Origin of the sequence: uncultured Capnocytophaga sp. (assembly GCF_938029845.1) — a bacterium.
Taxonomy (GTDB): Bacteria; Bacteroidota; Bacteroidia; order Flavobacteriales; family Flavobacteriaceae; genus Capnocytophaga.
This window is the reverse complement of the sequence record NZ_CALHGG010000159.1, coordinates 14,687-29,855: the sequence shown is the minus strand read 5'-3', so window position 1 is coordinate 29,855 and position 15,169 is coordinate 14,687. Positions and strand designations below refer to the sequence as shown.

At 41.2% G+C, this 15,169-nt stretch carries 11 protein-coding genes; 10 read left to right on the top strand and 1 reads right to left on the bottom strand.

The window, feature by feature from the left end; all coding sequences use genetic code 11:
* Positions 1–77: 77 nt before the first annotated feature.
* Positions 78–1,556, top strand: a complete 1,479-nt coding sequence (proS, locus tag Q0625_RS11890) for a proline--tRNA ligase (protein ID WP_298827590.1) — start codon at positions 78–80, stop codon at positions 1,554–1,556.
* A 36-nt stretch (positions 1,557–1,592) separates the two neighbouring features.
* On the opposite strand, the gene Q0625_RS11885 is transcribed toward proS, so the two are convergent.
* Positions 1,593–2,345 carry a polyprenol monophosphomannose synthase gene (locus Q0625_RS11885; protein WP_298827587.1) on the bottom strand — a complete coding sequence of 251 codons (753 nt, stop codon included), beginning with the start codon at positions 2,343–2,345 and terminating at the stop codon, positions 1,593–1,595.
* Positions 2,346–2,525: 180 nt separating this feature from the next.
* Between Q0625_RS11885 and Q0625_RS11880 the strand changes: the two genes are divergently transcribed.
* From Q0625_RS11880 to Q0625_RS11840, 9 genes are all read left to right on the top strand, one after another.
* Entirely contained in the window at positions 2,526–4,472 is a 1,947-nt protein-coding gene (locus Q0625_RS11880; RefSeq protein ID WP_298827584.1) for a M3 family metallopeptidase, read from the top strand.
* A gap of 82 nt (positions 4,473–4,554) precedes the next feature.
* The gene (locus Q0625_RS11875) at positions 4,555–6,150 is read left to right on the top strand and encodes a peptide chain release factor 3 (RefSeq protein WP_298827582.1); all 1,596 of its coding nucleotides are present in this window, start codon (positions 4,555–4,557) and stop codon (positions 6,148–6,150) included.
* A 196-nt stretch (positions 6,151–6,346) separates the two neighbouring features.
* On the top strand, positions 6,347–8,830 hold the full coding sequence (gene lon / locus Q0625_RS11870; protein WP_298827580.1) for an endopeptidase La: 2,484 nt from the start codon (positions 6,347–6,349) through the stop codon (positions 8,828–8,830).
* A gap of 145 nt (positions 8,831–8,975) precedes the next feature.
* Complete coding sequence (locus Q0625_RS11865) at positions 8,976–9,272, top strand: ErpK protein (protein ID WP_298827578.1); 297 nt, start codon at positions 8,976–8,978, stop codon at positions 9,270–9,272.
* A 72-nt stretch (positions 9,273–9,344) separates the two neighbouring features.
* A complete protein-coding gene (ffh, locus tag Q0625_RS11860; RefSeq protein ID WP_298827576.1) occupies positions 9,345–10,679 on the top strand; it encodes a signal recognition particle protein in 1,335 nt (444 codons plus the stop codon).
* Between the two features lie 79 nt (positions 10,680–10,758).
* Positions 10,759–11,217 (top strand): DUF2750 domain-containing protein, encoded by a 459-nt coding sequence (locus Q0625_RS11855; protein WP_298827574.1) that lies wholly within the window; start codon positions 10,759–10,761, stop codon positions 11,215–11,217.
* A 194-nt stretch (positions 11,218–11,411) separates the two neighbouring features.
* Positions 11,412–11,882: a hypothetical protein gene (locus Q0625_RS11850; RefSeq protein ID WP_298827572.1), complete on the top strand. Its 471-nt coding sequence runs from the start codon at positions 11,412–11,414 to the stop codon at positions 11,880–11,882.
* Between the two features lie 23 nt (positions 11,883–11,905).
* Positions 11,906–13,378 (top strand): RNA polymerase factor sigma-54, encoded by a 1,473-nt coding sequence (gene rpoN / locus Q0625_RS11845; protein ID WP_298827569.1) that lies wholly within the window; start codon positions 11,906–11,908, stop codon positions 13,376–13,378.
* 4 nt (positions 13,379–13,382) lie between these two features.
* Positions 13,383–15,128 carry an ABC transporter ATP-binding protein gene (locus tag Q0625_RS11840; RefSeq protein ID WP_298827565.1) on the top strand — a complete coding sequence of 582 codons (1,746 nt, stop codon included), beginning with the start codon at positions 13,383–13,385 and terminating at the stop codon, positions 15,126–15,128.
* Positions 15,129–15,169: the final 41 nt, after the last annotated feature.

Below are 15,169 nucleotides of genomic sequence, written 5' to 3'. Positions count from 1 at the left end.
CTGCAAAAGGAGTACTTTTCCAAAATTATTTTGTACTTTTGCACACAAAGTACAATTTTTGTGCCAAAGATTTTAGTATGAGTAAAAATTTAACATCAAGAGCCGAAGATTATTCCAAGTGGTATAATGAACTCGTTGTAAAAGCTGGGCTTGCTGAGAGTTCAGGAGTGCGCGGCTGTATGGTTATCAAGCCCTATGGCTATGCCATTTGGGAGCGTATGCGAGATATTTTAGACAAAATGTTCAAGGATACAGGTCATCAGAATGCCTATTTCCCTATTTTCGTTCCTAAAAGCTATTTTGAAGCAGAAGAGAAAAATGCCGAAGGCTTTGCTAAGGAATGTGCTGTGGTTACCCATTATCGCCTTAAAACTGACCCTAACCAAAAGGGCAAACTCATGGTAGATCCTGAAGCCAAATTGGAGGAAGAGCTTATTGTACGCCCTACCAGTGAGGCCATTATTTGGAATACCTATAAGAATTGGATACAATCCTATCGCGACCTGCCTATTCTTATCAACCAATGGGCAAATGTAGTGCGATGGGAGATGCGTACACGTCTGTTCCTTCGTACTGCTGAGTTCCTTTGGCAAGAAGGACATACTGCCCACGCTACCCGTGAGGAAGCTATAGAAGAAGCACAGAAGATGAATGAAGTGTATGCTACTTTCGTAGAGCAATATATGGGTGTACCTGTAGTGAGAGGTAGAAAGACCGAAACTGAGCGCTTTGCCGGTGCCGATGATACTTATTGTATAGAAGCGCTTATGCAGGATGGAAAAGCCTTACAAGCTGGTACTTCCCACTTCTTAGGACAGAATTTTGCCAAGGCTTTTGAAGTAAAATATGCCACCAAAGAAGGAGCTCTTGAATACGTATGGGCAAGCTCTTGGGGTGTTTCTACCCGACTTATGGGCGCCCTTATCATGAGTCATAGCGATGATAATGGTTTGGTACTTCCTCCTCTGTTAGCTCCTATACAAGTAGTGATTGTACCTATATATAAGGGAGAAGAGCAATTACAGGCTATTCGCCAAAGAATAACTCCTCTTATGCAGGCGCTGAAAGAACGTAATATCACCGTAAAATTTGACGATGATGACACACAGAAACCTGGGTTCAAGTTCCATGAATACGAACTCAAAGGAGTACCTGTACGCTTGGCAGTAGGACAACGTGATTTGGAAAATAATACCTACGAGGTTGCACGCCGTGATACCCTTACCAAAGAAAGTGTATCAGGAGAGACAATAGTCTCTCATATAGAGAAACTCCTCAAGGATATACAAGAGAATATATACGAAAGAGCTTTAGCCTACCGTGATAGCCATATCACTGAAGTAAATAGCTATGAGCAGTTCAAGGAAGTCTTGGAAAGCAAGGGAGGGTTCCTCTCTGCTCACTGGGATGGCACTCCTGAAACAGAAGCCAAAATCAAGGAAGAGACCCAAGCAACCATTCGTTGTATTCCCTTAGATCAAAAAGAAGAAGCAGGTATCTGTATCTATTCAGGCAAGCCTTCTAAAGGAAGAGTGCTTTTCGCTAAGGCATATTAACGTAGTGGCTAGTTCTTAGTGATTAGTTGCTAGTTGCTAAGAACTAAAAAGCTGTCTCACTCGCATAGCGATGACCCCAAAGATGGCCTCACGGATAATGGAGGTGTTCATTTTGGATTTGCCTCGTACGCGGTCGGTGAAGACGATAGAGACCTCTGAAAGGCGAAATTTCTTTACGTAGGCTTTGTATTTCATCTCTATTTGGAAGGCATAGCCTACGAATTTTATCTTGTCAAAGTCGATACTCTCTAAGACCTTTCGCCGATAACAGATAAAGCCTGCTGTGGGATCTTGTACCCTCATTCCCGTAATGAGTTTTACATAGAAAGAAGCACCATAGGAAAGCAAAATACGCCTAAGTGGCCAATTGACTACATTGACCCCCTTGACATAGCGAGAGCCAATAGCCATATCGGCATGTTGCTCCTTACAAGTTCTGTATAGGCGTATGAGGTCAGAAGGATTGTGAGAAAAGTCGGCATCCATTTCAAAGAAATAGCTGTACCTCTTTTCACTCCTAAGCCCCCAGAGAAATCCATGTATATAGGCAGTACCAAGTCCTGTTTTCTCTGTACGCTCAGCAAGAAACAATCTGTCAGGGAACTCTTGTTGTAATTGCTTGACTCTTTGTGCTGTACCATCAGGAGAATTATCATCTACTATGAGTACATCAAAATGATGCGCCTGCAAGAGGGTTACTCGTATGATGCTCTCTATATTCTCTATCTCATTATAGGTAGGGATAATAACTAAGCTATCGGAAAATGTCTCTACTAAAGCAGTATTCATTTTTTCTAAATAAAGCGCAAAGATACAACTAATTTGCCAATGTGTCAATGAGATAATTTGACAATTTGCCAATGTGTCAATGAGACAATGTGTCAATGAGACAATGTGATAATTTGCCAATGAGATAATGTGATAATTTGCTACTAACAACTAATCACTAAACACTAACAACTGAACACTATGTTATTACAAAAGAGTACGCTTGCTCATCAGGCGCCTGATTTCTCACAAATAAAGAGTGAGGATTTTGCCCCTGCACTACTTGAGGCGATGTCACAACAACAGGTGGCCATCACTACTATAACAGAAGATTCCTCTCCTGTGAGCTTTGCCAATACTATCCTTGCCTTAGAGAAAAGCGGAGAGGCACTCCTTAGGGTAAGCAACCTTTTCTTTGCTCTTGCAGGAGCACATACCAATGAGACTCTCCAGCAAACAGAAAAGGAAATACTCCCCCTATTGGCGGCTCATGAGGATAGTATCTACCTCAATGACAAGCTATTTGAACGTATAAAGTCACTCTACCAAACACGTATTTCTTTGAACCTAGATGCAGAGTCCCTCAAGCTCTTGGAACATTATTACGATCTCTTTGTACTTCGTGGGGCGAACCTTTCTCCAGAAGGGAAAGCAACACTCAAGCAACTCAATAGCCAATTGGCTACCTTGGAGAATGACTTCAATTACAATACCCTACAAGCACGCAAGGAAGCCGCCCTTATCATTACTCAAGAAGAAGCCCTTGCTGGACTTTCTCCTCAAGAAAAACAAGCCCTTAAGCAGCCCGACGGCAGTTGGAAAATTGCGCTTACCAATACCACTCAACAACCTCTGCTCTCCCAGCTAGAAAACGAAGATACTCGTCGCCAACTCTTCGAGCATTCATGGCATAGGGCGAGCCAAGGCTCCTACGCAACAGAACCTATTGTTCTGAAAATTATCTCCTTGAGACAGCAAAAAGCCATCCTATTGGGCTATAAAAACTATGCTGAATGGTCTTTGCAAAAGAGTGTGGCCAAGACACCTGAGACCGTGATGGACTTCTTTGAAAAATGGATTCCTCTTACCTTAGAAAAGGTACAGAAGGAACTTGAAACCCTTAAGACCATTGCCCAACGAGAGGATATAGCCCCATACAACTGGGACTACTATACCGAAAAGGTGCGCAAAAGCCAATATGACTTAGACGAAAATGAGCTGAAACCTTATTTTGAACTCTTCAATGTACTGGAAAAAGGCGTTTTCTATGCAGCCACTTGCCTCTATGGAATTACTTTCCAAAGACGTACCGACCTGCCTGTATATCACCCCGATGTAGTTGTTTATGAACTTTTTGAAGCAGATGGTAGCCCTTTGGGACTCTACTATGGAGATTTCTATACACGTGAGAGCAAGCGTGGTGGTGCTTGGATGAGCGAGCTTGTAACTCCATCCAAACTCTTTGGACAAAAGCCTGTGATTTATAATGTATGTAACTATACCCCTCCCACTAAGGCACTTCCCTGCCTACTCTCTTACAGTGAAGTAGAAACGCTCTTCCATGAGTTTGGCCATGCGCTACATGCTTTCTTTGCTGAACAGCAATATGCTACCCTTGCAGGAACCGCTGTGGCAAGAGACTTTGTAGAATTTCCCTCGCAGTTCAATGAGTATTGGGCACTACACGAGGAGGTACTCCCCCACTATGCACGCCATTACCAAACACAAGAGATGATTAGTGAGGCTCTTATAGAGAAAATCAAGAACTCCAGAGACTTCAACCATGGATATAGATTCTGTGAAGTTCTAGCCTCTGCTTACTTAGATATGAAGTGGCATACCCTTGCAGCAGATAGCCAGATAACAGAAGTTGCTCCTTTTGAAGTATCAGCTACCAAGCGATTCCCCAAGGAAGTTCCTCTGCGCTATCGCTCCTTATACTTCTCCCATATCTTCGGAGGTGGTTATGCTGCAGGCTACTATGCTTACCAATATTCGGAGATTCTTGCCGAGGATACCTATCATTGGTTTGAAAAGCATGGAGGACTTAGCCGTAAGAATGGGGATCGTTTCAGATTACTCATCCTATCCAAGGGTAACACCATGGACTATCAAGAAATGATGAAACTAATGCTTAGTGATCAGTAGTCAGTGGTCAGAAGGCAGTGGACAGTGGTCAGAAGGCAGTAGTCATTAACAATTAACAATTGATAATTAACAATTAAATAAAGTGTCTTTAGAAACAGAAATACAGAAGCGCCGTACTTTCGGCATTATCTCGCACCCTGATGCGGGGAAAACAACTCTCACTGAGAAGCTACTCCTTTTTGGGGGAGCTATTCAGGAAGCAGGAGCAGTGAAGTCCAACAAGATTAAGAAAGGAGCTACCTCCGACTTTATGGAGATAGAACGCCAACGTGGTATCTCTGTTGCTACCTCTGTCCTAGCTTTCAATTACAAGGAACACAAAATAAACATCTTGGATACGCCTGGTCACAAGGATTTTGCAGAAGATACCTTCCGTACCCTTACAGCCGTGGACAGTGTAATTGTGGTGATTGACGTAGCCAAAGGGGTGGAGGAACAAACCGAAAAACTCGTAGAGGTATGCCGTATGCGCAATATTCCCATGATTGTCTTTATCAATAAGCTCGACCGAGAAGGGAAAGATGCCTTTGACCTCTTGGATGAGGTAGAACAGAAATTAGGGCTACATGTAACTCCTTTGAGTTTTCCTATCGGTATGGGGTATGACTTCAAGGGTATTTACAATATATGGGAGAAAAATATCAACCTTTTCTCAGGCGATAGTCGTAAGAATATAGAAGAAACTATTTCCTTTAGCGACATCAATAGTCCTGAATTAGAGCAGCTTATCTCCCCAAAATTGGCAACTTCCTTACGCAATGATTTAGAACTTGTCTATGAAGTATATCCAGCCTTTGACCGTGAAGCCTACCTCAAAGGCATGCAACAGCCTGTCTTCTTTGGCTCTGCTCTGAACAACTTCGGGGTAAGGGAACTCTTGGACTGCTTTGTTGAGATTGCCCCATCACCCCTACCCAAAGCCAGTGAAGAACGATTGGTACAGCCCAATGAAAAGACCTTTACAGGTTTTGTCTTCAAGATACATGCCAATATGGATCCCAATCACCGCGACCGCTTGGCTTTTGTGAAAATCGTTTCGGGAAGTTTTGAACGTAACAAACCTTATTTGCATACCCGTTTGGGTAAGAAACTCAAGTTCTCTAGCCCAAATGCCTTCTTTGCCGAGAAAAAAGAAGTAGTGGATATCTCCTACGCAGGTGATATTGTCGGTTTGCATGATACAGGTAACTTCAAGATAGGAGACACTCTCACCGAAGGAGAAGTTCTCCATTTCAGAGGGATACCTAGCTTCTCCCCTGAACACTTCCGCTATATCAACAATGCCGACCCTCTTAAGTCCAAGCAGTTAGAGAAAGGTATAGACCAACTTATGGACGAAGGGGTCGCCCAGCTCTTTACTTTGGATTTCAACGGACGAAAGGTTATCGGTACTGTGGGTGCTCTCCAATATGAGGTAATCCAATATCGATTAGAACACGAATATGGTGCTAAGTGTAGTTATGAGAACTTCCCTATCTACAAAGCATGTTGGGTAGAAGCACCTGAAAACCCTAAAGATCCTGATTACTTAGATTTTTTACGTGTAAAACAAAAATTCTTAGCACGTGACAAGCAAGGGCAATTAGTCTTTCTGGCTGACTCGGCCTTCTCTATAGAGATGGTCAAGCAGAAATATCCACAGCTAAAACTACATTTCACTTCAGAATTCTTAAACTAAGAGGAGGATTAACTTCGACAGAGGGAGCCTTTCCATTCTGATTATTTTTGGCATATTAATTGCTTACTATATAGGTCAGTTTGCAGCATATATTATACTATGCTGTTTATCAGTAGTTTGTAATTTTCTTTTTTACTCTATCAGAGAAGCAAAAAGGAAATGCTGACAATATTACATATATTAGCGAGAAAATTTCATGAAAATAGGAAATTTTGACAGTCTTTTTGAAGACCATCTTGAAGATGCAAAAATTATAGCTATCCCTCATCAGCGAGACGAAGAGGAGATGGAGGAAGAGCATACTGATGCCCCACTTCCTGAAGTGCTCCCTATACTCCCCCTGAAGAATACTGTACTCTTCCCTGGGGTGATTATGCCTATTTCTATCAAGCGAGAGGCTTCTTTGGAACTTATCAATGATGCTAAAAAAGAACGCTTAATAGGAGTGGTGAGCCAGCGAAACGACAACGATGCTCCTAGCAAGGAAGACTTTTACAGTATAGGAGTGGTAGCACGTATCATCAAAATACTCAAGATTCCTGATGGGAGTATCAGTGTCCTAGTACAGGGAACACGTCGCTTCCAGATTACTGAATTTGTAGAAGAACAACCCTATTTTAAGGCCAAGATACAGGAAAGCCCCGAACTACTCCCTGAAGAGCAGGATGAAGAGTTTTCTGCCACTATGGAAGTAGTAAGGGATATCTCCCTAAGACTAGCCAAGGAGACTTCCACAGGCGGACTTGAAGTGCCTTTCGTGTTGCAAAACATAGATAATGACTTCTTTCTGATCAACTATGTAGCCTCCACTTCTCCCTTATCTGTAAGTGAAAAGCAGGATATATTGGAGCAAAACAGCTTGGTTACCCGCGCTTGGGCTATTATCAAGTATTTTGGGGTAGAGCTTCAAAAAGCTACCTTAAGAAAGGAAATACAGAACAAAGTCCACATGGACTTTGACAAGCAACAGCGTGATTATTTCCTACACCAACAGATACAAACTATCCAGAAAGAATTGGGCAATGAGTCCTTCGAGGCGGATATAGAAAAATTCAAAGAGCAAGCCAAAACCAAGCAATGGAATGAGAAAATTCAAAAGCACTTTGACAAGGAACTAGCTAAGCTCCAGCGACTTAATCCTCAAATGCCTGACTATGCTATACAGCGTAACTATATAGACTTGCTCTTGGATCTCCCTTGGAATGTGTATTCCAAAGACAAATTTGACCTCAAGCGAGCACAGAAAATATTAGACAAAGACCATTATGGCTTGGAAGATGTCAAACGACGTATCATAGAATACTTAGCTGTATTGAAATTACGCAATGATATGAAATCGCCTATCCTCTGCCTCTATGGTCCTCCAGGGGTAGGAAAGACTTCCTTAGGGCGTTCCATAGCCAAGGCCTTAGGACGTGAATATGTGCGTATGGCTCTTGGTGGCCTGCGCGATGAGGCAGAGATACGTGGACACCGTAAGACTTACATAGGGGCTATGCCTGGGCGTATCCTACAACTGATCAAAAAAGCAGGTACTTCCAACCCTGTTTTCGTCTTGGACGAATTGGACAAACTCAGCCAAGGCTACGGAGGTGACCCCTCTTCAGCTATGCTGGAGGTACTTGACCCTGAGCAGAATAATGAGTTCTATGACAATTTTCTTGAGATAGGCTATGACCTTTCTAAGGTGATGTTCATCGCTACAGCCAATGACCTAAGCACTATACAGCCAGCCCTAAAGGATAGGATGGAGATTATCAATATCTCTGGTTATACCATTGAGGAGAAGGTAGAGATAGCCCGTCATTTTCTTTTGCCTAAGGTACTCAAAGAGCATGGTATGGAGCACAAACAAATCCAGCTAGGCAAAAAAGAAATAGAACGTATCATAGAAGGCTATACACGCGAGTCAGGGGTAAGAAACTTAGAAAAGCAAATCGCTAAAATAGTACGCTATATAGCTCGTGCTATAGCTATGAATGAGGAATATAATCCAAAGATATCCTTGGAGGATATCCGAAAAATATTAGGTATTCCCACCGAGCGAGATAAGTATGAGAATAATGAAGTGGCAGGGGTTGTAACAGGACTGGCTTGGACAAGTGTAGGGGGAGATATTCTCTTTATAGAATCTGCCTTTTCCAAGGGCAGCGGTGGCCTTTCTATCACAGGAAATATAGGTACCGTAATGAAGGAATCAGCTACCATTGCCTTGGAATATATCAAGGCACATGCCGAGCAATTTGGGTTAGATACACGTATTTTTGACCAATACAAAATCCATATCCATATCCCCGAAGGTGCCACTCCTAAGGATGGACCAAGTGCAGGTATTGCCCTACTTACTTCTCTCTTTTCAGTACTTACTCAAAGAAGAGTGAAGAAAAATCTGGCTATGACAGGTGAGATTACGCTAAGAGGAAAGGTGCTTCCTGTGGGTGGTATCAAAGAAAAGATACTCGCCGCCAAGCGAGCAGGTATCAAGGAGATTATTCTGTGCAAAGACAATGAAAAAGACATTGACGAAATAAAGCAAGAATACCTACAAGGTCTCACCTTCCACTATGTTACCGAAATGGAGGATGTACTCAAGCTTGCTGTAACCCAAGAAGCTGTAAAGAACCCTAAGACTTTCACCTTTGAAGATAAAGTAGGGGCGAATGGCAATTCGCCCATGTAAAGAGGTAATTTTACCCATGTAAAAGAACCATTTACCATCACAAAAGTACAATTAACAATTAGTGATTAACAATTAACCATTAATCATTAATCATTAACAATTAAATTTGTATTTTTGCAGAATTAAAAAATCAAAAGATTAGATTATGGACAAAGAACAATTCCTTAAAGAAGCACAAGACAAAATCAGTGCTTTGACTGAGAAAATCAATTCCTTAACTGAAGCTTTAGGCCTTCAAACAGGAGACCTCAAAGAGAAAGCTCAAGAAGAAATCAACAAACTATTAGCTGACAAATCATCTCTTACTGAAAAATTCGAAGCCTTGAAAAATGTTTCTGATGACAAGTGGGAAGATGCTAAGAAAGCTTTCAATGATATTGCTTCTGGTAACCTCTCTGAAGGTATCCAAAAGGGTATTGACACCTTAAAGAATTTATTCTAATTCAGTAGTTAGTGGTTAGTGATTAGTTGTCAGAGACTAACCACTAGCCACTAATAACTAACAACTAATAACATGTTTGATAATTTAAGTGATAAATTAGAGAAGGCCTTACATGTACTCAAAGGGCACGGACAGATTACCGAAATTAACGTAGCTGAAACACTTAAGGAAGTGCGCCGTGCACTCTTGGATGCGGACGTGAACTATGCTATTGCCAAGGACTTTACCGCAAAGGTAAAAGCCAAAGCTTTGGGTGCCAATGTACTCACTACCCTACAACCAGGCCAGCTCATGGTTAAGATTGTCCGAGATGAGCTTACTGAACTTATGGGAGGTGATGCCACAGGAGTCAATCTCAGCGGTAACCCTTCGGTAATACTCATGTCGGGATTACAGGGGTCTGGTAAAACAACCTTCTCAGGAAAATTGGCCAACTTCCTCAAAACCAAGAAGAATAAAAAACCTCTATTGGTAGCCTGCGATGTATATCGTCCAGCAGCGATTGATCAGCTACATATTGTAGGTGATCAGATAGGAGTACCTGTATTTTCCGAAAAAGAAAATAACAATCCCGTAGATATTGCTCAAAAAGGAATCGCCTATGCCAAAAGTAATGGGCTGAATGTGGTTATTATAGATACCGCTGGTCGCTTGGCTGTGGATGAGCAGATGATGAAGGAAATCGCCAATATTCATAAGGCGGTTACTCCCCAAGAGACCCTCTTTGTTGTAGATGCTATGACAGGGCAAGATGCAGTAAATACTGCCAAGGCCTTCAATGATATCTTGAATTTTGACGGGGTAATCCTTACCAAATTGGATGGGGATACCCGTGGGGGAGCTGCTATCTCTATCAAGTCGGTTGTAAATAAGCCTATCAAGTTCGTAGGTACAGGGGAGAAAATGGATGCAATAGATGTATTCTATCCTGCTCGTATGGCCGATCGTATCTTGGGTATGGGGGATGTGGTTTCCCTTGTAGAACGTGCTCAAGAGCAATTTGACGAAGAACAAGCTCGTAAGTTACAAAAGAAAATAGCCAAGAACCAATTCGGTTTTGACGACTTCCTCTCCCAGATACAACAAATCAAGAAAATGGGGAACATGAAAGACCTATTGGGTATGCTCCCTGGAGTAGGCAAGGCTGTAAAGGATTTAGATATCAGTGATGATGCTTTCAAATATATAGAAGCCATTATTTACTCTATGACCCCTGCCGAACGTAGTAACCCTTCTATCATCAATACCTCTCGCAAGAATCGTATTGCCAAAGGAAGTGGTCGCAACATCGCTGAAGTTAATCAGCTTCTGAAACAGTTTGATCAAATGAGCAAAATGATGAAGATGATGCAAAGCGGCGGTGCCAAACAAATGATGCGCATGATGCAATCCATGCCAAGAATGTAAAATATAGTTTTTGAGTTCTCAGTTTTGAATACACTTGATTTCAAAACAAAGGACTCAAAACTCAAATTTTTTAAAATATATGGAACAAGAATTATTGGATAGTTACTATCACTTTATAAGAGAAGTAGTAGCCACAGGCATCGTTTATTGTCTAAGAGATACACAAAGCGAATATGTAGCCGCTTGTACCTCTAATCAGTTTGTAACCCAAGACCAAGAGGAGCAAGTAGGTGTATTTGCCTTTTGGTCTGATAAGGAAGGGGCTAAAGCATGCCAAAAAGAAGAATGGGAAGAATACACCATCAGTGAAATTCCCTTAGCCGAATTCATGGAAGACTGGTGCCTAAGCATGTATCAGGACGATATCGTAGCAGGAATTAATTTCTCTGAAGACCTATATGGACATGAGGAATCCCCCATAGAACTACTTAATGCACTTATCGCTGAAGTAGAAGCCAATAAGGTTGTCCTCTCCTTCAAAGGATTTACCTCCCTTGATGACTTAAAAGAATACGTTAAAGAAATAGAGGCTGAATAAACATTTTTTTTCATTCATTTTCACAACTACTGTCCGTTATGTACCCCAAAAGGTACTTTTCGGACAGTTTGTTGTCTTATCAAATATTAAAAATAATTTTATTGTTTATAATTATTAGTTAAAAATTAATTTTTAAATTGTTTTTTACAAAAAAATAATTAACTTGCGCACTAATAACTATAATCATATATCCTATGAAGTTGTTTTTTACCCTAGTGAGTATGTTCCTATGCTTGGGAACACTCCATGCCCAAAAAGCTCAAAAAGTGACTGTTGAAAGGTTTATTGAAGCCCTCAGAAACACCTCCGAAGAGGACTTCCCTATCCTATACCCTATGTTGAAAATTACCCAAGTTATTCCAGCCGAACAAGGCGGTATGGAAAAAATACGACAAGTTTTCACTGTTATAAAGAGTCAAATACAAGAGCAAGGGCCTATTTTGTACACCTCTCAAGAGGCTATTGATCTGATCAACTCAGGACAGACCAAGCAGCGTGTTAGTGATATTCTCACCTCTGACAGGGGAGTTGTGATCTATATCTATTTACCTTACAATGACAAACTATTAGTGCGTTTTCCTATTGTAGTTGACAAAGAAAATGAAATTATAGCTATCAATATAGATTATTGCAAAGACAACACTATCTGCCTGCAATATTTGTAATTCCATAGCTTTTAAAACAAATTATGTTAAAACAACAATTACAACTTAAGCTCACTCAGAAGCTATCCCCTCAGCAAATCCAACTAATGAAGTTGGTACAACTTCCTACTCTTGCCTTTGAACAACGAGTAAAAGAAGAATTAGAAGAAAATCCTGCCTTGGAAGCTACTGAGGAGCACCAAGACTGGGAGCAGGAGGAAGCCCCTGAAGATGACTATAACACAAATGATGAGTACGAAGATAACCAAATCATAGAAGCTGATGCCATCAATGTAGATGAATATCTCAGTGATGATGAGATTCCTGATTATCGCCTCTATGCTAACAATTATCATGAGGATGATGCTTTTGGGCTACCCTATCGTGAGGAAGTTTCTTTTCACCAATACCTAATAGAACAACTCAATACCTTTCGCTTAGGAGAGAAAGAGCGAGAGATAGCGGAGTTTTTGGTAGGAAGTATCAATGACAATGGGTATATTCGTCGCTCTATGAGGGATATAGCCGATGATTTGGCATTTACTCAGAACGTATATACTGATGAGAAGGAGGTAGAACATATCCTCAAAACGGTTATCTTCCAGCTAGACCCTGCAGGAATAGGTGCCAGAGACTTACAAGAAAGCCTTATCGTACAACTAAAGCGCAAGCCACAAACGGCTATCACCGAACTAGCGATTACGATCCTTACTGAGAACTTTGATATCTTCAGCAAGAAGCACTATGACAAGCTCATCCAAAAATACAATATCTCAGAAGAAACGCTCAAGGAAGTAATCCAAGAGGTAGAGAAGCTCAATCCCAAACCAGGGAGTTCTTATGCCGAAGGAAGTAAATTCACTGAGCAGGTAGTACCCGATTTTACTGTTACTATCAACGATGGAGAATTGGAACTTTCCCTCAATGGACGAAATGCTCCCGAACTACATGTCTCTCAAGAATACACCGAGATGTTCAAGACCTATCGGGATTCAGCAGAGAAAGATAAGCAAAAACAGAAAGAAGCAGTGGAGTTCATCAAGCAAAAGCTGGATGCCGCTAAGTGGTTCATTGATGCTATTAAGCAGCGTCAGAATACCCTTTTGGTTACGATGAATGCTATTATGTTACACCAAAAGGAATATTTCCTTACAGGAGATGAAACCAAGATAAAACCACTTATCCTCAAGGATATAGCCGAGAGTATTGGTATGGATATCTCCACTGTTTCTCGAGTAGCCAATAGCAAGTTCGTTAGTACCCCTTATGGTACTAAGCCCGTGAAAGCCTTTTTCTCAGAAGCTATCAAGAATGAAGAAGGGGAAGATATCTCCACCTATGAAGTCAAGAAGATTCTCCAAACAATCATAGAAGGAGAGAACAAGCGTAAGCCTTATACCGATGATAAGCTTATGGAGCTGCTCAAGGAAAAGGGTTACCCTATTGCGCGCCGTACCATTGCCAAGTATAGGGAACAATTGGATATTCCTGTGGCGCGCTTAAGAAAAGAATTATAGTAGAATGAAACACTTAACTCACGTAAACAAATATTTTTACAAATATCGCAAACAGCTCTTTTGGGGGGTACTCATCACTATCATAGCAAGACTTTTCTCCCTTGTCATGCCCAAGGGGGTACAATACGCTATCAAATCGATAGAGAACTATATAGTACATCCTACCCCTGAACAATCCTTAGGAAAGATATTGTTGCCTTGTGCTTTGATAATCATAGGTTCAACCTTGCTTTCAGGTTTTTTTACTTTCTGGATGCGACAACTCATTATTAATGTCTCTCGCTATATAGAGTATGACATGAAGAATGAAATATACCAAAAATACCAAATCCTCTCTCAGCGCTTCTACAAGCAAAACCGTACAGGTGATCTTATGAACCGTATTAGTGAGGATGTAGGAAAGGTGCGTATGTACACTGGTCCTGCCCTTATGTATAGTGTACAGACAATTACCCTCTTTCTTTGTAGCATTCCCCTGATGTTCTACACCTCGCCTACACTGGCTATCTATGCACTCTTGCCACTGCCTATACTGGCCATACTCATTTATTTCATCGCTCGAAAGATCAATAAGAAAACCCTTGAGGTACAGCAATTCCTGTCAGAAATATCCTCTTTCTCTCAAGAGATTTTTTCGGGTATACACACAATCAAAGCCTATGCCCTAGAGAAGGAAGCTCAGAAGAATGTAGAGACTCTTAGCGAAGAGGGACGTAAGAAAAACTTATCTTTGTTGCGTATTCAGGCTTGTTTCTTCCCTATTATGCTGCTACTTATCGGGATTAGTATCATCTTTGTTATCTTTATAGGAGGACGATTGTATATCAATGGACAAATAGACTCTATTGGGGTGATTACCGAATTTAGTATCTATGTAATGATGCTTACATGGCCGGTAGCTACGGTAGGTTGGGTAAGTAATATTGTTCAACAAGCAGAGGCTTCTCAAGGACGTATCAACGAATTTCTAGATGAAAAACCCGATATTGAAAATACAAACTTCTCCCCTACACCTATCATAGGAGATATCCGCTTTGAGCATGTAACCTTCACCTATCCTGATACCCAAATTACTGCCTTGAAGGATATTTCTTTCCATATACCTAAGGGAAAAAGTATTGCTATTATAGGACGTACAGGCTCAGGTAAATCCACCATCCTCGACCTTATCACCCGTATGTACGATGTACAAGAGGGACAAGTGCTTATTGATGGAAAAAATATCAAATCTCTCAACCTTAATGATTTGCGAAAATCCATCTCTGTTATTCCACAGGATTCCTTCCTTTTCTCCGATACTATAGAGAATAACATTAAGTTTGGCAAACCTGAAGCTACCGATTTGGAAGTCATCCATGTAGCCAAACTCGCGCAAGTGCATGACAACATCATGGATTTCAAAGATAATTATAGGACTATTCTAGGAGAAAGAGGTATTTCCCTAAGTGGAGGGCAACGTCAGCGTGTATCCATAGCCAGAGCCTTGCTCAAGCAGGCTCAGATCTATCTCTTTGATGACTGTCTCTCAGCTGTAGATACTGATACAGAAGAGAAAATACTCCATAACCTTTCTCAGACGGTGCAAGATACCACCCGTATCATTGTCAGCCACCGTGTATCGGTAGCTAGAAATGCCGATTATATCCTCTTCTTAGACCAAGGTTGTCTCATAGGAGAGGGTACCCATACCGATCTATATGCGCAAAATGAAACTTATCGTAACTATTATGATACTCAAGTCATTAAGTAATTAGTGAAAACCGAATAATAAATAGTAAAACTTAAAAATTC

Coding starts and splice junctions, on each gene's coding strand:
- proS (WP_298827590.1), top strand. CDS start 78: ATGAGTAAAAATTTAACATCAAGAGCCGAAGATTATTCCAAGTGGTAT.
- Q0625_RS11885 (WP_298827587.1), bottom strand. CDS start 2,345: ATGAATACTGCTTTAGTAGAGACATTTTCCGATAGCTTAGTTATTATC.
- Q0625_RS11880 (WP_298827584.1), top strand. CDS start 2,526: ATGTTATTACAAAAGAGTACGCTTGCTCATCAGGCGCCTGATTTCTCA.
- lon (WP_298827580.1), top strand. CDS start 6,347: ATGAAAATAGGAAATTTTGACAGTCTTTTTGAAGACCATCTTGAAGAT.
- Q0625_RS11865 (WP_298827578.1), top strand. CDS start 8,976: ATGGACAAAGAACAATTCCTTAAAGAAGCACAAGACAAAATCAGTGCT.
- ffh (WP_298827576.1), top strand. CDS start 9,345: ATGTTTGATAATTTAAGTGATAAATTAGAGAAGGCCTTACATGTACTC.
- Q0625_RS11855 (WP_298827574.1), top strand. CDS start 10,759: ATGGAACAAGAATTATTGGATAGTTACTATCACTTTATAAGAGAAGTA.
- Q0625_RS11850 (WP_298827572.1), top strand. CDS start 11,412: ATGAAGTTGTTTTTTACCCTAGTGAGTATGTTCCTATGCTTGGGAACA.
- rpoN (WP_298827569.1), top strand. CDS start 11,906: ATGTTAAAACAACAATTACAACTTAAGCTCACTCAGAAGCTATCCCCT.
- Q0625_RS11840 (WP_298827565.1), top strand. CDS start 13,383: ATGAAACACTTAACTCACGTAAACAAATATTTTTACAAATATCGCAAA.